Below are 22,719 nucleotides of genomic sequence, written 5' to 3' on the forward strand. Positions count from 1 at the left end.
ATGATGGCAGAGAAAGACAGGTATTCGTTCTTCAATCGCGTGTGCGTTTTGCTGCTGCCTTCGTTGGCCATCGTGCTTGCGCTGTGGCTTCCCTTTGGTTTCTCCATGGGGGGATTGGTGGAGGAGTGGGACCTGCTCGGGCTGTTCACGGAGCATGGGCCGTTTCTCATGGTGCACCTCGATGGCCCATTGCCCGCACACGCCATCCGGCCGTTCATGCCACTGAGCTTCGCGCTCTCCTATCTGGCTGACCGTGACTCGTTCGATGCCTGGCATTGGTTGACCATTGCGTCGCTCCTGATCAAGGGCGGCGCAATGACCTATCTCGTGAGCCGCGCCACAGGCTCGCGTGGCTGGGGAATCGTGGCAGCAGCGCTGCTGATCCTGTATCCCGCCGACACGATGCAGATGTCGCTGCGCAGCATCCACATCAACATTGCGATTGCGCTGGTCCTCGCAGGCAGTGCGTTGCTCGTGGTCGCCTTCGAAGCGCGCAGCCGCGTGCATGCCGTCGTTGCAGCTTTCGGGGCCGCGTTCCTCTATCTCGTGAGCCTGGGCATCTACGAGGCTGGTCTGGTGCTCATCGCCTTGCCTTTGGCCGTGCCTTTTGTTCGTCATGGGCTGGGCCGACTTCTGCGTTTCCGCAGGCGCGAACTGGGGTTGGCGATCATCTGGGTTGGTGGCGTCTGCCTATATCTGGCATATGCCGCCTGGGCCTCGCACAAGGTCGCCAGCTACCAGTCCCAAGTCACTGGCGGTGGCCAGGGGCCACTGGCCACCGCGCTTGCAGCATTGCCGAAACTGTTCACGATAGGTGGCGTGCGCGCTCTTGTGGGAGGGTGGGTCGACGCCTGGCACATGGTGGCCATCGAATACACGAGCTACCTGTATCTCGGATGTGCTTTCTTCGTGATTGTCGTGGTCGCGCTTGTAGCTATCGGGATGGCGCGCAGCAGAAACTCGTTGGAAGTCGAAGACTCCTCGACTTGGCGGGTACCTTTGCGCCTGATGCTGGTTGGTTTGGTGCTGATGCTGGCGGGCTATGCACCCTTCCTCACCTCGCCGTACCACATCGTGGTGAGCCAGCGGACCTTCCTGTGGGCCACGCCCGGCGCGGCGATGGTTTGGACGGGGTTGCTTCTGACGGTGTGGCGTTGGGCGCGTCCGCCCGCGGTTGCCGCCGCGTGCCTGCTTCTGATGCTCGGCCTTGGTGCCCAGCTCTTCCAGTTTCACCACTACGCCGAGTTGACGCAGCGGCAGCGCGCTGTGTTGCGAGGAGTGGTCGAAGCCACTGATGTCCTGCCGGGCAAGGCCGTGGTTGTTCTCGACGGTAGCAGTCAGATCGGCCACTCATGGTTCTTCGTGAATGGCGACATGGTGCGCAATGCGCTCAGCTACCTGTATGGTCGGTCACTTGGGCCAGTCGAGGTCTGCCGCTCGCCGAGCATGGAATGGGAGCGGGCCGATCAATTCGGGCGTAAGGGGCGCTGCGTGGAGAACGATGCTGGCTGGGCCTTTGAATACGCACCTTCCGTGAGCGGACCCGGAAGTCCTCCTTCGTCGGTGGAGGCCCCCAGACACTTTCCAAAGGACAGCACGATAGTCATCGGTGTGCGTGCAGATGGAACGCCCGCCGTTTCGGCACAAGCACAGGCGGAGCGCAAGCGCGAGTTGCAAACGGGCGACGATGTTGTCTCCCGGCGTTATCGGGGGGTTCTGGCGGCACGGTCGTCAGACAAGTTTGCTCCGATGTTTCGCGATGAAACCGTTGGAGCAAGCTATCGCTGGAGCTTTGGCGACTGGTGGAACCTCGACTTGCCCACGCGTGGCTCAGGCTGGCGCGAGGCGGAGTGGACTGTTCCCAATGGCCTGGAACAGCATTCGGCTGCATGGATGATGAACTCGACTGCGGATGTGATCTTCGAACTGAAGCCTTCGGCAGCCAGCTACCGTGTTCAAGGGGTGTTTGATCAATTCGCCAGCAATGCTGTGCGCGAACGCATGAGCTTGCGGATCAATAGCCAGTCCGTAGCGATGCGATGGGTGTCTTCAACCCGATTCGAGGCCGACGTGCCACCCGGTGCATTGATCCAAGGCACGAATCGCATCGATTTCGTGACTGAGGCCGATGCCAAGTACTTCGGCTTGGCTGGGCGGCTCGACTGGTTCGAGGTCGCGCCCGTGAATGCCGCGGCAGTATCCAACCGTTGAGAGCGCCGCTGGTCGCCGTCAACGCATCACAGTGCGGCGTGCGTCAACATGCTTTGCAGGGTTTCCCGTAAGGACGGGGTTTCCAGCGGGATGCCGTTCGCCGACGCCACGCGATTGAGCTTGTCGGGATTGCCGCACAGGCGATGAACCTCGTTGGGACGGACAAAACGCGGGTCGATTTCGACCTTCATCCGGTGTCCGGTCAACTGCTCGAAAGTCTCAATGACGTGACGCAAGGTGTAGGGTTTGCCCGAGCACACGTTGTACGCTTCGCCAGGTTCGCCATACGCAAGCAGCAGCAGGTACGCATCGCATACCAGTCTGATGTCGTTGAATTCACGTTCGACATCGAGATTGCCCAAAGACACCGACGGTGCTCGCGCCGCGAAGTGCTTGGTGAGCTTGGGAATCACGAAGTTGGGATCTTGACCAGGACCTGTGTAGTTGAATGGGCGCGTGACGATCAGATTCAGCCGGCCTATGTACGTGCGGGACATGTACTCCATGGCCAGCTTGCTCATCGCATAGTGGTTGACCGGCGCCGGCGGCTGCGTTTCCTGCAAAGGAGACTGCTCGCTGTTTCCGTAGATGTTCGCGCTGCTCGCCAGTAGCACGCGCCGCGGCGGACGCGGCAGTTGCACCAGCGCATCGAGCAGATTGGTTGTGCCGAGCACGTTCACGGAGTAGAACGCCGCCTGGTCCGCGTGGCCGACAAAGCTGATGGCCGCGAGGTGAACCACCGCGTCGGGCTCGATGGCCATGACCTCTTCGAGCACCGCGACTTCGTCGGTCAGATCGGCACGCAGTGCAACGACTTCATGGCCGGCGGCTGCGGCCTGCTTTGCAAAGGGGCGGCCGGTGAAACCGTCCGCACCCGTCAAAAGGATCTTCAAAACGAGAAGCCCTGGTTATTTCGTCGCAGGTCGGCCTCGACCATCATCTGGCACAACTGTTCCAGCGTGGTGTGCGGTTCCCAGCCGAGCTTGGCCTTGGCCCGCGCGGGGTCGCCGATCAGCAGTTCCACCTCGGCCGGACGATAGAACTTGGGATTGATCCGCATCACGGTCTTGCCAGTCGCCGTATCCACTGCCAATTCGTTCTCGGCCGAGCCCTTGAAATCGACCTCGATGCCGGCACCCTTGAAGGCCATGCGCACGAAGTCACGCACTGTCTCGGTACGATTGGTGGCCAGCACGAAAGTGTCCGGCTGATCGGCTTGCAGCATGCGCCACATGCCTTCGACATACTCCTTGGCAAAGCCCCAGTCGCGCTTGGCATCGAGATTGCCAAGCTCCATCACGTCGAGTTGGCCGAGCTTGATCTTTGCCACCGAATCCGTGATCTTGCGCGTGACGAACTCGCGGCCCCGCAGTGGGCTCTCGTGGTTGAAGAGGATGCCGCTGCTACCGAAGATGCCGTAGCTCTCGCGGTAGTTCACGGTCATCCAGTGCGCGTAGAGCTTGGCCACGCCATAGGGGCTGCGAGGATAGAACGGCGTGTCCTCGACTTGGGGAATCGCCTGCACCTTGCCGAACATCTCGGAGGTCGATGCCTGGTAGAAGCGGATCTTCGGATTGACCAGTCGAATGGCTTCCAGCAGATGCAGCGCCCCAATGCCGGTGATCTGCGCGGTTGCAGCGGGCTGGTTGAAGCTCACGCCCACGAAGCTCTGGGCCGCCAGGTTGTAGATTTCCTCCGGTTCGGCATCTCGGACGAGAGTCAGGGAGCTGCCGAGGTCGGTCAGGTCATATTCGACCAGGTGCAGATCGGGGTTCTTTTGGATACCGAGTTCCTCGATACGCCAGAAATTGACGGAACTGGTCCGACGGTACGTCCCGTAGACAACGTACCCTTTGCTCAGCAGCAGTTCGGCCAAATAGGCGCCGTCCTGGCCAGTGATGCCGGTGACGATAGCGCGTTTCTTCATAAAAAATCCTTCCCGATAAACTGAACTTGTGACCTGATGGGGTGAGTATTGTGCCGCGAGCCGATCTGGCCGGCCCCACGGCATGCGGCTTCAATCGGAAGAGGCTGCGTCCCAGAAGGCGGCCTCGATGAAGCGTTGAGCGCTTTGCCGCCAGTTGAGATAGTGCAAGTCTTCCGAGCGGATTTGCGTTCCTTCCTGTGCGTGGGCCAGCCATTGACGCACTGCGTCGGCCAGCGCTTGCGCACCACCGGAGAAGTAGAGTGCGCAGTCGCCGCAGACCTCGCGAAAGACCGGCAGATCCCGCGTGATCAGAGAGAGGCCGCGCTGTGCTCCCTCGATCAGGGGTAGGCCGAAACCTTCGCCTTCGGAGGCCGTGATCAGGCAGGGCGAGGCCGAATAAACCAGCTCGAGGTATTCATCGCTAGCCTTCTCGACCCAGATGAGTCGCTGTCCTTGCTCAGGATGCTTGCGCATCCGTTCGGCGAGTTCTTCGACCATCCAGCCTTGCTTGCCGACGATGACGAGGTTGATATTAAGGCCCTCCGCCCAGAGGGTCTCGAAAGCATCCAGGGCAACGGTATGGCCCTTGCGCGGTTCGACGGTACCCACCATCAGGAAGCTCGTCCGTGCGGCAATTGCACGCATGGCGAGCCCCGCGCTCGGTGGCAAGCCCTTCGAGGCCACGGTGCTGAGGTCGGCACCAAGCGGAAAGGACCGTACCTGCAATTTGTTCGAACGGTGCGGCGCGTTGTGGCCTACCCATTCCTTCAGTTCGTTGGCAACCGCCTGGGAGATGCAGAGCGCCCCATCGAACTCCGCGATGGTACGAAGCCAGCGTGTGTGCAATGCCGCACTCCCTTCGGGAAAGCGGTGTTTCATCAGAACCGGCAGCAGGTCATAGACAACGAACTGGACCCGAACACCGGCATTCCGCATCCGGCGGAAGTAGGGCGCCTGGAAGTAGACGGGGTCGTGCATCAGATCCAGTCCGATGAAGTGATCTCCCTCGGCGTAGCTGATAGGCGTGTCCTCTAGTGTGTCTTCGGTGCAGCCCAGGAAGCGCAGGGTGTAGCGCCGTGCGTAGCGGTAACCGAGTTGCTGGGAATCTCCGTACACCGGCTCCACGCGAAAGCCTTCAGGCGGCGATTCAATCAACTCCCGAAGCAGCGACTTGACGACGCGCTGGATGCCCGTATGGAGGTCCTGGTGGACCATGGACGAAACATCGAGCAGCAGTTGCTTTGCCGGCCTAGCGGCAGGGAAGTTGATCGCAATTGCCGAGGCAATTGTGTTCTTCTCCTCGCCGTCCAATGCCGGTGCAATCCCTGCCACCTTGGCGATCAGTGCATCGCGCTCGTGGCCTCGGCTGTGCGCGAACTGCTCGATGGCCTCGGCGTACTGGTGACCGCAGCGCTCAGGTGAATGATGTTCATTGATGTACCGGCGGGCCCTGACCCCCAGCGCCTTGCGGCCTTCGACGTCCAGCCAGAGTTGCTGCAGTGCTTCGGCCAGCTGAGCGTCCGTGAACTCGTCTTCGAGCATGCAGAGGCTGTCCTTTGGCAGCCACGCCATCGCGCCGTGTGCATTCGCAATCGTCGCAACGCCATGATTCATGGTGTCCAGGACAGCCGCCGACGTTTCACCGCGCGATCTGCCGCGCAGTTGCACGGCAACGTCCGTCGCTCGCAGGTAGCGGCGGAACGTTGCCTCGTCCGCCCAGCCGGTGATCTGGACGTTGGGCGTGGGAAGCTCATCGATCGCTGCCCGGATGACGTCGCCGTAGGCATCCTGCCCGTTCTCTCCGACAAAGACCAAGCGACAGCGAGGATCGGTCCCGAGCGGGGAATTCTTCCATGCCCGTAACAGCCGGTCGTTCAGTTTCGTGACGCCAAGTAATCCGAAGGCGCAGACCAGGAAGTCGTCTTCGGTCAGTCCTAACGCGCGGCGATCCTCATCGCGCGACGCAGGCGCGTGGCTTTCCGCCGGCCGGCGCAACAGCGGAATCAGCGTGGTCTGCAGGTTGGATGCTGCCGCATACCAGCGCTTCATCAGTCCAAGGGAATAGTTGGAGTGAAAGATGATGCCCTGTGCCCGCCGAATCACTTCAAAGCTGCATGGGTACAGGGAGACGACCGCAGAGACATCTTTGACTCGTTCGCGATCGACCAAGGCCTGGTAGCCATGCGAGTCGTAGAGCGCACGGTCGAGACCATGGTGCTTGCCGCAGAGAAATTCGAGGTGCCACTGCGCGTCGCCCAGAAAGAAGTCGTGAAGCACAACCGTGCCCGGCACCACCTCCAGCAGCTCGAACATGTACTCGTGGAACTCGGAGTTTCCGATGTGATAGAGCACGCGGTCGTAGCTGCCCGCATGGGCGATCAGATGCGCCCCGTCGCGTACAGCAAAGGCTTGCGAAAGCGCTGGCGACGCCAGTCTCTGCGTACCGACGATGAGATCGATGTCGTAGTACTTCGCGAGTTCGGGCAGAAGCTCGGCGCTGTAATCCGCGATGCCGCTGCGTTGGGGGGGCAGGGGGGAGACGTAGGCAAGTCTGGGCCGCTTCCCGGGAGCGGTCGGTAGAGAAGCGACACCAGGTGCAGCGCTCTCGATGTCTTCGACAGCGATGCGAATCGCCGCTGTCAAATCGGCGGGAGTGCTGCCGTCATTCGTGATCGGTGCGCTCTGCGGCAGCGCTCTGGCGGCCACGCGCGGGATCGAACGCGTGGCGTCACGCTGGATTGCCTTGTCAGGAGCGAAGACATACACGACGTCGGGACCGAGACGAGCAACGACAGCTTCGCTCAGGTATTCCGCGGCTTCGAGTGCTGCAGTCGTTCGCAGGCTCTCTGGGGGCGTGGACTGCCAGAGGTGGATGGAGGCTGGTGGAAGAACCTCGGTGAGCATGCTGCGCGCCTCGGCGGCGCTTTCGGGATATCGCCCGTCGAGCAGGACGTAGGTGTCATGTCTTTCGCGAAGTGCCTGAGCGAGCGCTTTCGAGAATATCCACATCAACATCCGTTGTGCATCAGAAGAGCCCGCTGCAGGTTTCAATACCCGAAGATCCAGCAACACCCGCATCAATCGACCCCCTGTTCATGTTTGTTTTGGCTACGAATATTTAACTGATTCCAGACCGAGCGTGCGTCATCGGAAAGCTCGGCCAAAGGCCGGTCCGACGGCGTTTGCGGTGTAGGCGCTGGCGGCAGATCGACGTCCTTCTTCATCCGAGCTAATGCAAAACTACGCATCCGCACATAGACGGCTCGCATGGGGCCGTGAACTCCTAGCTTCTTCGCAACCTTCGAGAGCCGCCTGACGATGGGTCCCGGGCGTGGGTGCCGCAAGAATGCCTTGACTGCTCCAAGCCGCTCTCGCAGGCCTGCGGTGTGCACGGCGAATCCACGCTTTTCCAGTTCTTGCAGCCTGTCTGTTGTCTGTACAAGCTGTTGCTCCAGGAGAGTGACGCTGGCTTCCAGCGCGGCTGCAGTGGCCTTGGCTTGTCGGGCCTGTGTTTCGACAATCGCGAGCAGCTTGCGCAGGTGTCTCTCGCGGGATTCCGCCCGAGCCTCCGCCTCGCTCAGTTGTTGCTGCACGACTGCGTGATGCTGGTCATACCGCAGGGCAAGTTCAGGCAGCGACAACCCGTACTTTTTCGAGAACGCATGATCCTGCGCATGCAGCGCATCGGCATCTCCATTCTTTTGCGCAACGACCGCGTAGTCGGGGCTGACGCCTCCCAGTACCGAGATCAGCGAGACGGGCGCATCGCCATGGAGAGCAGCGGCTTCCTGAAGTCTCAGTATCTTGTGCCGCTGGAATCCTGTGTGCTCGACCACAAAAGCCAGCAACTGCGAGGGAAGCGGTTTGACGTGCGAAGGATCCAGATAGAAGTTGGATGTGCCGACTTCAATGTTTTCCGGATTTGGCGTCTCAAGGATAAGCAGTCCGCCCGGGACCAGAACGCGCAGGGCCTCGGCCACCATCGCCTGCAATTCCTCGAAGCGGATGTGTTCGACCACATGGAACGCCGAAACAAGTAGCTGGCTGTTCGAAGGGGTTTGTCTAAGCGTGGCAAGCCCTTCCGAGTGGGCCACGTCGAGGCCGCGCTCTCGGCAGGCCTGGAGCATGCCCTCGTCCAGATCGACTCCGCGCCCCTGGAAACCCAGGTTGGCAAGGAGCTCCAGCCACTCGCCCCGCCCGCAACCGATGTCCAGGGCCGTCGCCGGCGTCTTCAAGCTCAGGAGCGGCTGAAGGAATGGGACATAGATTTCCAGGCGGGATCCAATGAGTTCTCGTGAGCCGCGGTATTTGTCTTCGAAGGCGCGATAAAAAAGGGCGCTCATTTGTTCTGTTGCCTTCTGCGTGGGAATGCGTCGTTGTAGTGCTGCAGCAGATCGTGCCAACCGTCAGGTGCGGATTTCAGGCGCTTCTGATAAAAGAAGATACAAATTCTAGTGGCGGCGTTTCACTTCCCGCCGTTTTCGACGCACTGTTCAACCAAAGCCAATCGTGTCGATCTCGCATGCGGTCCCATGGCAGAAGTGCCGCGATGTCGTATGGCTGGCGTGGCACTCTTCTTTCTATCTGCCAGCTTCGGTCTCCAACTTGATAACGGCAGAATCTTAACTTCCGCATCACCGCTCTCTTGGGCCTGCGCTACTGAAGGGGCTACAGCATGTGAAGGATCTCCTGTTTCTGTATCTGAAACGGATGTGTCCATGAGAACGAGGACGGGAACGTACGTTTCATTAAGTAAACTCAGGTCGTGATTCGAGTCCGTTTGCTGGCCAAGGGCCTGTGGTGGTTGATGACGCCTTGGCTTTTGCCGAAGCGAGTCCGGGTGCGCCGTGTCAACAGGGAGGCCGCGCAGACTGTGGCATTGCGCAATGCACAGGCCCGAGAGGGAATGCAACTGGTGCGGGATAGCATGGCCCGCACGGCCAAACTTCCCGCGATGCCGATCACAAGCAGCGCAGACGCGCTGTCGGCACTCCAGGCGGCTGCAACGGGCGATGCTGCATTCCTGTCACCTTGGCTACCCCAGAGTGCAGATATCGATGACGTGTGGTCTGCTGCAAGGTGGTGCATCGACTTCGTGAGATCGCAGCCGGAATGCCAAGGCGTTCTGCCTCGCAAAGCAACCAATGCCGAGGGCATGGCTCTTCGGTGGACGCCGGAAGGCGAGAGGGCATTGGCTTCGCTTTCGCCTTGGGCTCTTTCCTGCGTGACGGCGTTGCTCGAGAGCGATCTCTCGTCCCGTGCCAGGCAAGTGTTCCTGTTTCAGCAGGATCTCAGGGCCCTGGTGCCACACGGTTTGACCCCCGCGGGGTGGCCACATCTGCTGCCCTGGTTCATGCGGTATGGTTTGGTTGTCGGCAAACTGCGCATCGAGGAAATCTGGTGGCTCTTTCTTGAGGCGGCGCAGGATCCCCGGCGCGAGCTCATGCTAGCTCACGCGTTCACGCCCGCATGGCAGCAGCAGCATCCAGACGGTATGACTGTCTTCGGGCGCGAAGAATTCGCCACGTGGTTCGCCGCCAAGTATGCTGCTTCTGGCGATTGGCTGAACCCCTCGACGTGGCCGGAATGGGAGGATCCCGCTTCGCAGATCCGGATCGGTTATGCCGCCAGGGAGCGGTGGCGGACGACCCATCCCGATGCATTTGCCGACGCTTCACGCGCTGGTGCATTGCTGGCCTGGTTGAGCTCGCTGGCGAGCCCGTTGTCTGCGGCGTTGCAGGCATGGTGCGCCCAGTTCGACCCTTTGGTCCTCGGGATAGAGCTTGCCAAGCCGGGCGTCAACGTCATCGGCCATTTCTGCTATCCCTCCGGGCTTCGGGTTTCGGTCGAATCGTTGGTGACGGCACTGGGCTTGAACGACGTCGCGACCTCGCTGCGCGACATCAGGACCGATGCGAAGGACGACCCCCATCACACCGATTTTCGTGGCGTGGAGTGCCACGACATCACGGTCGTTCATGTGCAGCCTGAGCCGTTGTTCGATACGGCCTACGAACGCGCCGATCTCTTTGAGCGAGCGCCTCGTCCGTACCGGATCGGTTATTGGTATTGGGAGTTCGACTCCATTCCTGATTCATGGGTCACGCACGCGCAGAAGGTGAACGAGGTCTGGGCTGCGACAGAGTTCGTTGCGCGCGGGCTTCGAGAGCGGCTCTCCATTCCGGTTCGTACCTTGTTCCCTGGTGTCCAGTTGGCGCCCTACGCGCAACGCGGCAAATCGCATTTCGGCCTGAGCGAGGCGCCCTATACGTTTCTCTTCGTATTCCACATGATGAGCGTGATGGAGCGGAAGAACCCGCTCGGGCTGATCCGCGCATTCAAGACGGCTTTTGGTGAAGACGAAAGCGTGCGCCTCGTGCTCAAGACGTCCTTCGGCGACCGGCATCCGGAGCAGTTCGACGTACTGCAAAAGGCCGCGGCCGGCAGCAACATCGTGCTCATCAACGAGGTTTACACCCCCGACAATCTCCTGTCATTGATGGACGCCTGCGATGCCTACGTGTCGCTTCACCGAAGCGAAGGTCTGGGATTGACGATGGCCGAGGCGATGCTCATGGGCAAGCCAGTAATCGCCACCAACTTCTCCGGCAATGTCGACTTCATGGACGACGACAACAGCTTGCTTGTTTCGTACAAGCTCGTGAAACTCGGCCAGCCGATCCCGCCCTATGGCGCCGATCTGGAGTGGGCTGAGCCATCCATCGAGCATGCCGCTCAGCTCATGCGGCGCGTCTACGACAACCAGGAATGGGCGCGCGAACTTGGCGCTCGGGCCAAGGCGAGCGCCGAGGCAAACCTCTCGCTTCAGAGCGCGGGCAAGAAGGTCAAGCATCGCCTCGAAGAGATCAAGGCGATGCAGCGGACTTCACAAGCAGGTTGAAGCCGGCTGCCGGCCGACCGGAATAGGCGCTATTGCTCGACGATCCGGCCGTGCTCGAGGTGGATCACCCGATTGCACTCCTTGGCGATGAGTTCCGGCGAATGCGAGGCCAGAACCAGAATGCCGGACTTCGAAACCACGTCCCGCATCCGTTTCTCGGCCTTCTCGGTGAATTCCGCGTCGCCCACCGAAAGCCATTCGTCCATGAGCAGGATGTCGGCTTCGACGCTGGTCGAGATCGAGAACGCCAAGCGCATCATCATGCCGGTTGAGTAGGTGCGCACGGGCATGTTCACATACTCGCCCAGGCCGCTGAATTCGCAGATGTCAGGCGTGAGGCGGTCGATCTCCTTCTTGCTCATGCCCATCACGAGGCCGCGCAGCATGATGTTCTCCACGCCCGTCGCGTCCATTTCGATGCCCAGCGAAGGATCGATCAAGCTGGCTACCGAGCCTTGGCGCGCGAACTCTCCTGAGGATGGCTCATAGACGCCGGCCAGCGTGCGCAGCAATGTCGACTTGCCCGCGCCGTTGTGGCCTACCAGGCCGAGCCGGTCACCGCTCTTGAGCTCGAGGTTGATGCCGCTGAGCGCCTGCACCACGGTCACGCCAGTTTCCTTGCCGAAGCGCCCGCCGGTCACGGAGGCCGCAAGGGTTTTCTTTAGGGAGTTGGCGCCAGCGCCATAGATCGGGAAGTTGACGGCGACGTTTTTGAGTGAAATGAATGCCATGGATCAGAGCCAGTAGACGACGCGACGGCGGTACTTCGAGAACAGAAGGATGGCGAGAGTCAGGCACAACACCGTCCAGAACAGGATGCCGATCCAGCTGTGGATATGTGCAACGCCGCCCATCAGGGGCGTGCGAAGCAGGTCCAGCATCTGCGCAAACGGATTCCACAGCACGTACTTGGCGCGGCCTGGAAGACTCTCGGGCAGCCAGAACACCGGCGTCAGGAACATCAGCATCTGCATCACGCTGGTGACGATCTGCGTGACGTCGCGGTAGCGGGTGCAAATCAGTCCCAGCAGCAGGCCCAGTGCATGCGCGTTGACTATGAGGATGGCGAAGGCCGGTAGGACGAGCAGCACTGACCAGGACAGCGAAACGCCGGCCCAGATCGCCACGGGGATGTAGAGCACGATCTGATGAGCAAACTGGATCAGGTTGCGCGCCAGGCTTCGCCAGACGAACAGGCTGATCGGGAAATACCCCTGCTTGAGGTAGTTCGACGACCCGACGAAGGCGTTGCATGCATCCGTCACGATGCTGGAGAAAAAACCCCAGAAGATGATGCCCAGCGCCAGGTGCGGAAAGAAACGCGAGAGTTCGGTGCCGAACAGCGAGCTGTACAACGGACCCATGCCGCCGATCATCACGCCCATGCTCAAGGTGAGCCACATCGGGCCGAGCATGGAGCGGCGATAGCGCAGGACGATGTCGAACCAGGCGAGGGTCCACCAGATATCGGTGCGGCGGGTGCCTTGCCACCAGTCGGACAAGGCGCTTCGGTGAAGATTGGAGTGGACTTGACTCATGTACGTCCGTAAGTGTCTGCAAGGCGGACGATGTCGTCTTCGCCCAGATAGCCGCCACATTGGACTTCGATGAGCACCAGCTCTTCGTCGCCGATATTGGTCAGGCGGTGTTTTTCCTTCAGGGGAATGTACCGATACTGGCCCGGGAGCGTCTCGTGCTCGGTGTCTCCGATTTGTACGATGGCGCGCCCCTGTACGACCACCCAGTGCTCCGCGCGCTGGTGATGGTATTGCAGGGACAGCGCTTCGCCGGGTCTGACGGTGATGCGCTTGACCTTGTAGCCTTCCTCTTCCTTGAGCGAGGCGTATGTGCCCCACGGACGGTGGACCACCGGCGGCAGGTGCACCGTGTCGTGCTTGCGAGCCTTGAGCACGTCGACGACCTTCTTCACCTTTTGTGCGCTGTCCTTGTGAAGCACCAGCAGCGCATCGGGCGTGTCGACGATCACGAGGTCGTGAACGCCAATGGTGGCAACGACCTTCGGGCCATAGCTTTCGACCTGCACGTGCGTGCCCGTCGTGTCGAGGGCTACGACATCGTCGGGAAGCGTGTTGCCGCTGGCGTCAGGCGTCAGCGCATTGGACACCGCAGGCCACGAACCCACGTCGCTCCAGCTGAACTTGGCGGGCACCACGTGGACATTCGAGGCGTGCTCCAGCACCGCGTAGTCGATGCTGATGTCCGGCTGCAAACCGAACGCATGCAGATCGAAGTTGACGGATGCACCGGAGGTCTTGGCGGTTTCGAGTGCACGCCTTGCTGCTCTGATCACGTCCGGAGCGTGCTTCTCGAGCGCGGCGATGATGGTGTCGGCAGTGAACGCGAACATGCCGCTGTTCCAGTAGTACCGGCCGGTGGCCAAGTACTTCTGTGCCGTTTCGAGGTCGGGCTTCTCGACGAAGCGCTTGACGCTCTGGCTCTCGCGCGAAACGTGTTCGACTTCGATGTAGCCGAAGCCGGTGTCGGGGCTTGTTGGGCTCACGCCGAACACAACGAGGTTGCCTTCCTGCGCCAGGCGGAAGGCTTCCGTCGCGCTGGCCACGAAAGCATGCACGTCGGGCACCAGGTGGTCTGCGGAAAGGACGAGCATCACTGTGTCGCCACTGAATTGGCGCGCGCATTGAAGCGCTGCAAGCGCGATGGCCGGACCAGTGTTGCGCCCCTTGGGCTCGAGGAGAAAGGTGGTGGTGGGCGGGTCGCTCATCTGCCCGAGCACGTCCTTCGTGAGGAACAGATGGTCCTTGTTGGTCACGACCATCAGGTCACCGGTCCCGCAGGCCTGTCCACGCTCGACAGCCTGTTGAAGCAGCGTGGAGTCGCCGATTTTCATGAATGGCTTGGGAAAAGCCTGACGCGAAGCAGGCCAGAGCCTGGAGCCGGCGCCTCCCGAGAGCACCACAGAGAGTAGCCTCATTGTTTTCCTTTAGCTTTTTGACCGACCAATTTTACGGGCAGCCCTCCGACGTCCGGCGTAGGAGTGAAACGGCCGCCGCCGTCCTTTGCGGCGGCTGGTTGCGAAGATAATCCCCTCCCGCAAGGCCAGCGACGCCATGTTTCGGCATCGCCCTGTCTATTTCAGGTATTTCCTCACAAGCTCCGCCTCATCCGCCTCGCGGGTGCGCAATTTCTATGAAATCTGTCTATCGATTCATCCTCGGCCTGGCCGGACTCTGGCAAGGCCCCGGAATGATGGGGCGCGTGCAGCGGGCATGGCGAATGTTCAAGAAGTCGGGGTGGGCGGGCATTCGCTGGGAGCTGGGCCGGCGATTCGGCGGCTACAACGACTATACGAAGTGGGTGCAACGCTATGACACCCTGACTCCCGAATTGCGCGACAAGATCGCCCAGCGCGTGGCCGCCATGAAAGACCGGCCGCTGATCTCGGTCGTGATGCCCACCTACAACCCCAACCCCGCGTGGCTGCGCGAGGCCATCGAGTCGGTGCGCAGCCAGATCTATCCGAATTGGGAGCTCTGCATTGCCGATGACGCGTCGCCTTCGGCCGAGGTGCGCGAGATCCTCAAGTCGTACAGCGAGAGCGACCCGCGCATCAAGGTGGTATTTCGCCCGAAAAACGGTCATATCTCGGCCGCTTCCAACAGCGCTCTGGAACTCGTCTCGGGCTCCTGGGTCGCGCTCATGGACCACGACGACCTGCTGCCGGCCCACGCGCTTTTCTGGGTGGCCGATTGCATCGCGACCCATCCTGACGTGAAGCTGATCTATTCCGACGAAGACAAGGTCGATGAGGGTGGGCACCGGTTCGGGCCCTATTTCAAGTCGGACTGGAACGTCGATCTCTTCCGCTCGCAGAACATGTTCAGCCATCTGGGCGTGCTTTCGACCGAACTGATGCGTTCAGTCGAAGGCTTCCGCGTCGGCATGGAAGGCTCGCAGGACTGGGATCTGGTGTTGCGCTGCATGGAGCGGATACAGCCCAGCCAGATCCAGCACATTCCGCGCGTGCTGTACCACTGGCGCGTGCACGTCGAGAGCACGGCCCGTTCGATGAGCGCCAAGCCCTATGCGGCCATCGCAGGCGAGCGCGCGCTGAACGAGCATTTCATGCGCACAGGCGTGCGTGCCACAGCCGAACACCTCGATTTCGGGTACCGCGTGCATTACGCCTTGCCCGATGTCTTACCGCTGGTTTCCGTGATCATCCCGACACGCAACGCCTTGCAGCTGACCCGGCAATGCGTCGAATCGATCCTGGAGAAAACCAGCTATTCGAACTACGAAATCATCATCGTCGACAACGGCTCCGACGATCCGGACACGCTGGCCTGGTTCAAGCGGATTGCCGCAGAGAAGCCGAATGTCCGCGTGCTGCGCGACGACCGCGATTTCAACTACGCGGCACTGAACAACGGCGCGGTTGCCGCGGCCAATGGCGAACTAGTGGCCTTGGTCAACAACGACATCGAGGTCATCACGCCGGACTGGCTCAGTGAGATGGTGAGCCTTGCGGTGCAGCCGGGCGTGGGCGCCGTGGGGGCGCGGCTGTGGTTCCCCAACAAGACTCTGCAGCACGCCGGCGTGATCCTGGGCGTGGGGGGCATTGCCGCGCATTCGCACCGCCGCATGCCGATGGGCCGCGAAGGCTATGCTGGCCGCGCGGCGTTGATCCAGACGCTCTCCGCGGTCACCGCGGCCTGCCTCGTGATCCAGAAGTGCCACTACCTCGAAGTCGGCGGCCTTGACGAAGTGCATCTGAAGGAATCTTTCAACGACATCGACTTCTGCCTCCGGCTGCGCGAAGCGGGCCTGCGCAACGTCTGGACGCCTTACGCGGAGCTGTTCCACTACGAGTCCGCTACCCGCGCCAAGGATGTCTCGCCGCAGAAGCAGGCACAGTTCCAGGAAGAAGCCGCCTACATGCACAAACGCTGGGGCGCCATCATCCAGAACGACCCCGCCTACAGCCCCAACCTCATGCTGGCCCGCGAAGACTTCAGCTACGCCTGGCCGCCCCGCCTGCCTCCGGTCTGATGGCCCTCGACGTTTCCGTCGCGCTCTGCACCCGCAACGGCGCGCGCTATCTTCCCGAGCAGGTCCGAAGCATCTGCGCGCAGACGCCATTGCCGCGGGAGATCGTGCTGTCCGACGACGGCTCGACCGACGACACCCTGGCCGTCGTGCGCGACACCCTCGCGCAGTGCGGCGTGGCGGACCAGGTCGCGCTGCGCGTGTTCAGCAATACGCCGCCGCTGGGCGTCACGCGTAACTTCGAGCAGGCCGCGCGCGCCTGCAGCCATGAGCTCATCGCCCTGTGCGACCAGGACGACGCCTGGCACCCAGGCCGGCTCGCGCGCATGGTGGCGCAGTTCGAGGCGCGGCCCGACCTGCTGCTGCTGCACACCGACGCGCGCCTCGTCGATGCCGAACTGAAGCCCCTAGGCTCCACGCTCTTCCACGCGCTGGAGGTGCAGCCTGCCGAACTGGCGGCCATCGCGGGCGGCGAGGCCTTCGGTGTCCTGCTGCGGCGCAATCTCGTGACCGGCGCCACCACGATGTTCCGCAAGACCCTGCTCGACACAGCGCTGCCGTTCGCACCGGAGTGGGTGCACGACGAGTGGCTGGCCGCCGTGGCGGCAGCCATCGGCCGCATGGACGTGCTGCCCGAGCCGACCATCGACTACCGCCAGCACGCCAGCAACCAGATCGGCGCACGGCGGCTCACGTTGTCCGAGAAGATGGCCAAGGCCTTTGCCGAACGCGGCGACAAGCACGTGGCACGGCTGCGCAGGGCCGAAGCGCTGCTGCAGCGCTTGCAGCAGCTTGGCGCCCGGGTGCCGGCGGCTTATCTGGAGGCACAGCGCGCCAAGGTCGAGCATCAGCGGTTCCGGGCCGAGCTTCCGGCGGCGCGGCCGCTGCGTCTGCTGCCGATCCTGATCGAGGCGGCGCGCGGCCGCTATGCGCGCTTCGGCCGCGGCGGGCACGCCATCGTGCAAGACTTGCTCGAACGCGGCTGACGGACTTGATCGGTCAACCGCGAAGCCGCCAGTACCGCCAGAACGACCCCGACAGCCACACCTTCAGCAGGCTGGTCACGTGCCAGTACAGGTATTTCTTGCTCCGGTGGCTTTCTCGTTGCGCGTCGTGCCGGGCGACCAGGTCTTCGCCGACCTGCAGTTTCCACCCCGCGAGCCGGGTGCGGGCGCAGATGTCGAAGTCTTCGCCGTACATGAAGAATTTCTCGTCGAAGCCACCGAGCTGCCGGTAGACCTCGCTGCGAAACAGCATGAACAGCCCCGGAATCCACGCGGGCACCGTCGGCCGCACATAGCCGGGCTTCCTTCTTCCTACGATTTCAAGCGGCGTGAGCATCGCCCGGTGCGGCTCCGGCTCGGCCTTGCCGGGCTCCAGGATGCGCGGCGTCAGCAGGCCGGCGTCGGCCGCGGCCTGCGCGAGCAACGGCGTCAGCACGTCGCTGTCAAAGCGGATGTCCGGGTTGAGCACCAGGAACCACGGCGTGCCGCAGCGCTCGAAGGCCTGGTTGTGATTGGCACCGAAGCCCTTGGGGCTCGCGTTCTCGATCCGCTCCACCTCGAAGCCCCAGTTGCGGCCAGCGAGCACATCGGGCTCGGGAATGTTCAATGTGAGCAAAACCTTGTCGATGACTTCGCGGCTGTGCCGGTCCAGCTGCTCGAGCAGCGGCAGCACCAGCGCGAGCTGGCCGTGGCTCACGATTGAAATGGTGATCGGGGGGCGGGGGGAGGGGGGCGTGGGCATGGTCTAATTTCGCTCGGGAATTCTAGGGTTCCCCAACCCCCACACATGATTGCTCTGATCGTCATCAGTTTCTTCGTCGCTGCCTTCTCGGTCCAGCTGTTCATGCGCCGCGCGCGCAGGCATGCCCGCCTCTACGGCGCCGACATGCCCCAGCGCTTCCACAAAGGCCACGTGCCGCGCCTGGGCGGTGCGGGCATCCTGGTGGGCATGGGGGTGGCCTGGCTGGCCGCCGGCATCACCGGCACCGATCCGTTCAATGTGTCGTGGCCGGTCAAGACCTCGATGCTCACGCTGCTGTGCATCTTGCCGGCGGTGCTGGGCGGCATCGTCGAAGACGTTACCCAGAACGTGAAGGTGCGCTACCGGCTGGGGCTCACCATCGGTTCGGCGCTGCTCGTGTGCTGGCTGCTGGGGCTGGGCGTGGCACGCACCGGCTTCGAGACGGTCGACGGCTGGCTGGCGATGATTCCGTATGCCACAGTGCTGTTCGCGGCCCTGGCCATCGGCGGCCTGCCGCATGCCTTCAACATCATCGACGGCTACAACGGGCTCGCGGGCACGGTCGCCGTGCTGGTCTGCCTGGCAATTTCCCACGTGGCGCTGCAGGTGGGCGACCGGCAACTGGCGGCCATGGTGATCTGCCTGGTCGGCGCCACCTTCGGCTTCCTGGTCTGGAACTACCCGCGCGGCAAGATCTTCGCCGGCGACGGCGGAGCCTACGTCTGGGGCATGGTGATCGCCGTGGCCTGCGTGACGCTGGTGCAGCGGCACCGCGTGGTGTCGCCCTGGTTCCCGATGCTGCTGCTGATCTATCCGGTGTGGGAGACGCTGTTCTCCATCTACCGCAAGCTGGCGCGCGGCCAGTCGCCCGGCACGGCCGATGCGCTGCATTTCCACCAGCTGATCTTCCGGCGCATCGTGCGCGTGGCTTTCGCGGACGACGAGGCCCGGCAACTGCTGGCGCGCAACAACCGCACCTCGCCGTACCTCTGGATGTTTGCCGCGCTGTCGGTGGTGCCGGCCGTGCTGTTCTGGAACAACACGATCATGCTGATGTTCTTCTGCCTGCTGTTCGTCACCACATACGTGGGCGCCTACCTGATGATCGTGCGCTTCAAGGTGCCCCGTTGGTTGCGCCCCTGACGACATCTTTCTTTGCGAGAATTTCCTTCCGTCCTTCGCTTTGGAGCCTGACCGCCCATGACCGACCCCGTCCTCAACATCCCCCCGCGCGACAAGGCCGAGATCCTGGCCCAGGCGCTGCCGTACATCCGCAAGTTCCACGGCAAGACCATCGTCATCAAGTACGGCGGCAACGCCATGACCGATCCGGCGCTGCAGGCAGACTTTGCCGAAGACGTGGTGCTGCTCAAGCTGGTCGGCATGAACCCGGTGGTGGTGCACGGCGGCGGTCCGCAGATCGAGGCGGCGCTCAATCGCCTGGGCAAGAAGGGCAGCTTCATCCAGGGCATGCGCGTCACCGACGCCGAGACCATGGAAGTCGTCGAATGGGTGCTGGCCGGCGAGGTGCAGCAGGACATCGTGGGCCTGATCAACCAGGCCGGCGGCAAGGCGGTGGGCCTCACGGGGCGCGACGGCGGGCTGATTCGTGCGCAGAAGCTCAAGCTGGCCGACCGCGCCGATCCCAACGTGCACCATGATGTGGGCCAGGTCGGCGACATCGTCTCCATCGATCCCAGCGTGGTCAAGGCGCTGCAGGACGACGCCTTCATCCCCGTCGTCAGCCCCATCGGCTTCGGCGAGGACAACGAAAGCTACAACATCAACGCCGACGTCGTGGCCGGCAAGCTCGCCACCGTGCTCAAGGCCGAGAAGCTCATGCTCCTGACCAACACGCCCGGCGTGCTCGACAAGGACGGCAAGCTGCTCACCAACCTGAGCGCACGCGAAATCGACGACCTGTTCGCCGACGGCACCATCTCGGGCGGCATGCTGCCCAAGATCGAAGGCGCCCTCGACGCCGCCAAGAGCGGCGTGAACGCGGTGCACATCATCGACGGCCGGGTGCCGCACGCGATGCTGCTGGAGATCCTGACCGACCAGGCCTACGGGACGATGATCCGCGCCCGTTGAACGGGTGGGCGCGTGCTCACTGCGCTGTGCGAGAATCAATTGATTACATCTTTGCACGCGCTCCCATGCAGAACGAAGAGACGACCAGTGCTTCCGGCGTAGAGACCCCCGCGGACACGCTCACTCCCCCGGCGCGCAAGCGCCCGAAGCCGGGTGAGCGGCGCGTGCAGATCCTGCAGGCGCTCGCCGCCATGCTCGAGCAGCCCGGCGCCGAGCGGGTCACCACCGCCGCGCTGGCCGCCCGTCTCGAAGTGAGCGAGGCCGCGCTCTACCGCCATTTCGCCAGCAAGGCCCAGATGTTCGAGGGCCTGATCGATTTCATCGAGCAGAGCGTCTTCACGCTGGTCAACCAGATCCTCGAGCGCGAGGGTGCCACCGGCGCCCAGCAGGCCGCCAAGATCCTCACGCTGCTGGTCCAGTTCGCCGAGCGCAACCCCGGCATGACCCGCGTCATGGTGGGCGACGCGCTGGTCTACGAGAACGAACGCCTGCAGCAGCGCATGAACCAGTTCTTCGACAAGATCGAAGCCACCCTGCGCCAGGTGTTGCGCGGGGCTGCCGCGGCCGACGGCTCGGCCACGCCCAGCGTCGACGCCCAGGTGCGCGCCGCTGCGCTCACGGCCTTTGTCGTGGGCCAGCTGCAGCGCTTTGCGCGCTCGGGTTTCCGCCGCGCACCGTCTGAGCACCTTGAAGCCACGATCGCATTGATCGTTTGATTCGCGTTCGTCCCTTGCGGGGCGTCGGCCGGCTCGCCTAGAGTCTTCGAGCGGAGTAGCATCAACTCGCCCCTTGCCGCCGGGCCTCGGCGGCAGGCCAATGTTTGCGCAGGTTCCTCGACGGAGGGCGCATGCCCGATGACGCGCGCGACAACCGGCAGCCCACGCTGCAGACGATCCTCCTCACGGCGGTGGCCATGCTCGCGTTCGCGGCCAATTCGCTCCTGTGCCGGCTTGCGCTGCAGCACAAAGGCATTGATGCAGCGAGCTTCGGCAGCGTCAGGCTCGTGGCGGGAGCGCTCATGCTGGGGCTCATCGTGCGGTTCAGGGCACAGCCGCCGGCCTCGTCCGCCCGCGTCGACTGGCTGGCCGCCGTCATGCTGTTCGGCTATGTCGCGTTCTTCTCCTTCGCCTACCTCAGCCTGTCGGCGGGCACGGGCGCGCTGATCCTGTTCGGCGCGGTCCAGCTGACGATGTTCGGCGTGGGCTTGCGCTCTGGCGGCGAGCGCTTCGGGGCTCTCGCGTGGTTCGGCTTCGTCCTGGCGGCTGGCGGACTCGTCTACCTAGTGTCCCCGGGCATCGCCGCGCCGCCGCTTCTCGGCGCCGTGCTGATGGCGATCGCGGGTGTGGCGTGGGGCGTGTATTCCTTGCGCGGCCGTGGGGTGGCTGACCCGCTGGCCGCTACGGCACGCAACTTCACGCGGGCCGTGCCGCTTGCCTTGGTGTTGAGCCTGGTGTTTGCGGCCAGCGCTCGCGTGGACGCGACCGGCCTTGTGCTTGCTGTCGCTTCCGGCGGGTTGACATCGGGCCTCGGCTACGCGGTCTGGTATGCGGCGCTGAGCCGTCTTTCGGCCATGCGCGCGGCCACCGTGCAGTTGTCGGTGCCGCTCCTGGCTGCGTTCGGCGGCGTGCTGTTCCTGTCGGAGGCGATCACGCCGCGGCTGGCGGCTGCTTCGGTGGCAATTCTGGGAGGCATCGCGCTGGTGCTGAGCCAGAAGTCGCGAAGTGCCCGCCGATAGCAGCCGGCGTCAAAGCCCTACGCGACGGTCACGCCCACCTTGGCTCCCGCCGCGACGATTTCTCCCCACGTCGCGTCGTCCACCCAGATTCCGTCCTTGCGGCGCGCCGCGCGCGCCTTGCGCTCCGGCTCGCCGGCAATCTGCACTTCGTCGAAGCCTTGCCCCGGCGGGCTCTGCCGCAGCCACTCGACAAACTCACGCGCCTCTTCGTCGAAAGACTTCTGCGTGCCCAGCCGCGCCGGGTCGATCAGCACCGTCAGCATGCCGTTCAACACCGTGCGTGCGGTGTCCGCCGGCCGGTGCCACGTGCCGCCGCCAGTGAGCGCACCGCCGAGCAACTCGCACGCCACCGCCATCCCGTAGCCCTTGTGCTCACCGAAAGTCATGAGCGCGCCGAAGAGCCCGTTGCCCTGCGGCACCACCACCACGCCCGGGTCGTTGGTCGGTGCGCCGTTTTCGTCGATCAGGTAGCCGTCGGGCACGCGCTCACCCTTGTTGTGCGCCACGCGCATCTTTCCCTGTGCCACGCGGCTGGTTGCGTAGTCGAGCACGAAGGGTTCGGCGCCAGCCAGTGGAATTCCGATGCAGCACGGATTGGTGCCGAAGCGTCCGTCGCCACCGCCCCACGGCGCGACCACCGGCCGCGACAGCACATTGACGAAGTGCATGGCGACCAGCCCCTGGGCCGTGGCCATCTCCGCGAAATGCCCGATGCGCCCCAGGTGGTGGGCGTGCGAGAGCGTGAAGATGCAGCTGCCGTGCTGCTTCGCCCGCGCAATGCCGAGCTCCATCGCCTGCACGCCGACGATCTGCCCATAGCCGTGCTGGCCGTCGAGCCCCATCAGCGTACCGATGTCGAGGTTGACGCGCACTGCTGCGTTCGGCTTCAGTCCGCCCTCGGCCACTGCATCGACGTAGCGCGGCAACATGCCCACGCCGTGCGAATCATGGCCGCTCAGGTTCGCCAGCACGAGGTTGGCAGCCACCTGTTGCGCTTCGGCCGGCGAACTGCCCGCGGCCTCGAGGATGCGGGTGACGGTGGCTTGCAGGCCGTTGGCCTCCAATGTTCTGGACATG

The 22,719-nt window shown here is 63.1% G+C and carries 17 protein-coding genes; 8 read left to right on the forward strand and 9 right to left on the reverse strand.

The genetic code is table 11. From position 1 onward, the window contains the following. Positions 1-3 precede the first annotated feature (3 nt). Entirely contained in the window at positions 4-2,211 is a 2,208-nt protein-coding gene (locus ACZYSP_RS30490; protein WP_489018195.1) for a hypothetical protein, read from the forward strand. 26 nt (positions 2,212-2,237) lie between these two features. Here the strand turns inward: ACZYSP_RS30490 and ACZYSP_RS30495 are convergent, their stop codons facing one another. From ACZYSP_RS30495 to ACZYSP_RS30510, 4 genes are all read right to left on the reverse strand, one after another. After that, positions 2,238-3,104 carry a GDP-mannose 4,6-dehydratase gene (locus ACZYSP_RS30495; protein WP_489018197.1) on the reverse strand — a complete coding sequence of 289 codons (867 nt, stop codon included), beginning with the start codon at positions 3,102-3,104 and terminating at the stop codon, positions 2,238-2,240. After that, positions 3,101-4,138, reverse strand: a complete 1,038-nt coding sequence (gene gmd / locus ACZYSP_RS30500; RefSeq protein WP_093079188.1) for a GDP-mannose 4,6-dehydratase — start codon at positions 4,136-4,138, stop codon at positions 3,101-3,103. The genes ACZYSP_RS30495 and gmd overlap by 4 nt, the downstream gene beginning before the upstream one ends. A gap of 90 nt (positions 4,139-4,228) precedes the next feature. Beyond that, positions 4,229-7,216: a glycosyltransferase gene (locus tag ACZYSP_RS30505; RefSeq protein ID WP_489018199.1), complete on the reverse strand. Its 2,988-nt coding sequence runs from the start codon at positions 7,214-7,216 to the stop codon at positions 4,229-4,231. Then, positions 7,216-8,481, reverse strand: a complete 1,266-nt coding sequence (locus tag ACZYSP_RS30510) for a class I SAM-dependent methyltransferase (protein WP_354336913.1) — start codon at positions 8,479-8,481, stop codon at positions 7,216-7,218. Before ACZYSP_RS30510 ends, ACZYSP_RS30505 begins: the two co-directional genes overlap by 1 nt. 437 nt (positions 8,482-8,918) lie before the next feature. On the opposite strand from ACZYSP_RS30510, the gene ACZYSP_RS30515 reads away from it, so the two are divergent. Further along, a complete protein-coding gene (locus tag ACZYSP_RS30515; protein ID WP_489018202.1) occupies positions 8,919-11,039 on the forward strand; it encodes a glycosyltransferase family 4 protein in 2,121 nt (706 codons plus the stop codon). Positions 11,040-11,068: 29 nt separating this feature from the next. On the opposite strand, the gene ACZYSP_RS30520 is transcribed toward ACZYSP_RS30515, so the two are convergent. Genes ACZYSP_RS30520 through ACZYSP_RS30530 form a run of 3 tightly spaced genes read right to left on the reverse strand, consistent with a single transcriptional unit; the run spans position 11,069 to position 13,992 of the window. Then, the gene (locus ACZYSP_RS30520) at positions 11,069-11,770 is read right to left on the reverse strand and encodes an ABC transporter ATP-binding protein (RefSeq protein WP_093178336.1); all 702 of its coding nucleotides are present in this window, start codon (positions 11,768-11,770) and stop codon (positions 11,069-11,071) included. Positions 11,771-11,773: 3 nt separating this feature from the next. Continuing rightward, a complete protein-coding gene (locus tag ACZYSP_RS30525; RefSeq protein WP_354336910.1) occupies positions 11,774-12,541 on the reverse strand; it encodes an ABC transporter permease in 768 nt (255 codons plus the stop codon). 32 nt (positions 12,542-12,573) lie between these two features. After that, entirely contained in the window at positions 12,574-13,992 is a 1,419-nt protein-coding gene (locus tag ACZYSP_RS30530; RefSeq protein ID WP_093079175.1) for a mannose-1-phosphate guanylyltransferase/mannose-6-phosphate isomerase, read from the reverse strand. 215 nt (positions 13,993-14,207) lie between these two features. Here ACZYSP_RS30530 and ACZYSP_RS30535 point away from each other — a divergent pair, with 215 nt between their 5' ends. After that, the gene (locus tag ACZYSP_RS30535) at positions 14,208-16,070 is read left to right on the forward strand and encodes a glycosyltransferase family 2 protein (RefSeq protein WP_256216892.1); all 1,863 of its coding nucleotides are present in this window, start codon (positions 14,208-14,210) and stop codon (positions 16,068-16,070) included. Continuing rightward, a complete protein-coding gene (locus ACZYSP_RS30540; RefSeq protein ID WP_093079170.1) occupies positions 16,070-17,053 on the forward strand; it encodes a glycosyltransferase family 2 protein in 984 nt (327 codons plus the stop codon). Before ACZYSP_RS30535 ends, ACZYSP_RS30540 begins: the two co-directional genes overlap by 1 nt. Before the next feature lie 13 nt (positions 17,054-17,066). Here the strand turns inward: ACZYSP_RS30540 and ACZYSP_RS30545 are convergent, their stop codons facing one another. Next, a complete protein-coding gene (locus tag ACZYSP_RS30545; RefSeq protein WP_093057277.1) occupies positions 17,067-17,813 on the reverse strand; it encodes a glycosyltransferase in 747 nt (248 codons plus the stop codon). A 45-nt stretch (positions 17,814-17,858) separates the two neighbouring features. Between ACZYSP_RS30545 and ACZYSP_RS30550 the strand changes: the two genes are divergently transcribed. The 4 genes from ACZYSP_RS30550 (at position 17,859) to ACZYSP_RS30565 (ending at position 21,642) form a co-directional block, all read left to right on the forward strand. Beyond that, positions 17,859-18,956 carry a glycosyltransferase family 4 protein gene (locus tag ACZYSP_RS30550; protein WP_093079168.1) on the forward strand — a complete coding sequence of 366 codons (1,098 nt, stop codon included), beginning with the start codon at positions 17,859-17,861 and terminating at the stop codon, positions 18,954-18,956. Between the two features lie 57 nt (positions 18,957-19,013). Continuing rightward, positions 19,014-19,907, forward strand: a complete 894-nt coding sequence (gene argB, locus ACZYSP_RS30555) for an acetylglutamate kinase (protein ID WP_093057279.1) — start codon at positions 19,014-19,016, stop codon at positions 19,905-19,907. 65 nt (positions 19,908-19,972) lie between these two features. Then, a complete protein-coding gene (gene slmA / locus ACZYSP_RS30560) occupies positions 19,973-20,623 on the forward strand; it encodes a nucleoid occlusion factor SlmA (RefSeq protein WP_093057280.1) in 651 nt (216 codons plus the stop codon). A gap of 131 nt (positions 20,624-20,754) precedes the next feature. After that, entirely contained in the window at positions 20,755-21,642 is an 888-nt protein-coding gene (locus ACZYSP_RS30565; RefSeq protein ID WP_489018208.1) for a DMT family transporter, read from the forward strand. A gap of 17 nt (positions 21,643-21,659) precedes the next feature. Here the strand turns inward: ACZYSP_RS30565 and ACZYSP_RS30570 are convergent, their stop codons facing one another. After that, complete coding sequence (locus ACZYSP_RS30570) at positions 21,660-22,718, reverse strand: malate/lactate/ureidoglycolate dehydrogenase (RefSeq protein WP_489018210.1); 1,059 nt, start codon at positions 22,716-22,718, stop codon at positions 21,660-21,662. Position 22,719 lies beyond the last annotated feature (1 nt).

The organism is Variovorax sp. F042, assembly GCF_057814215.1.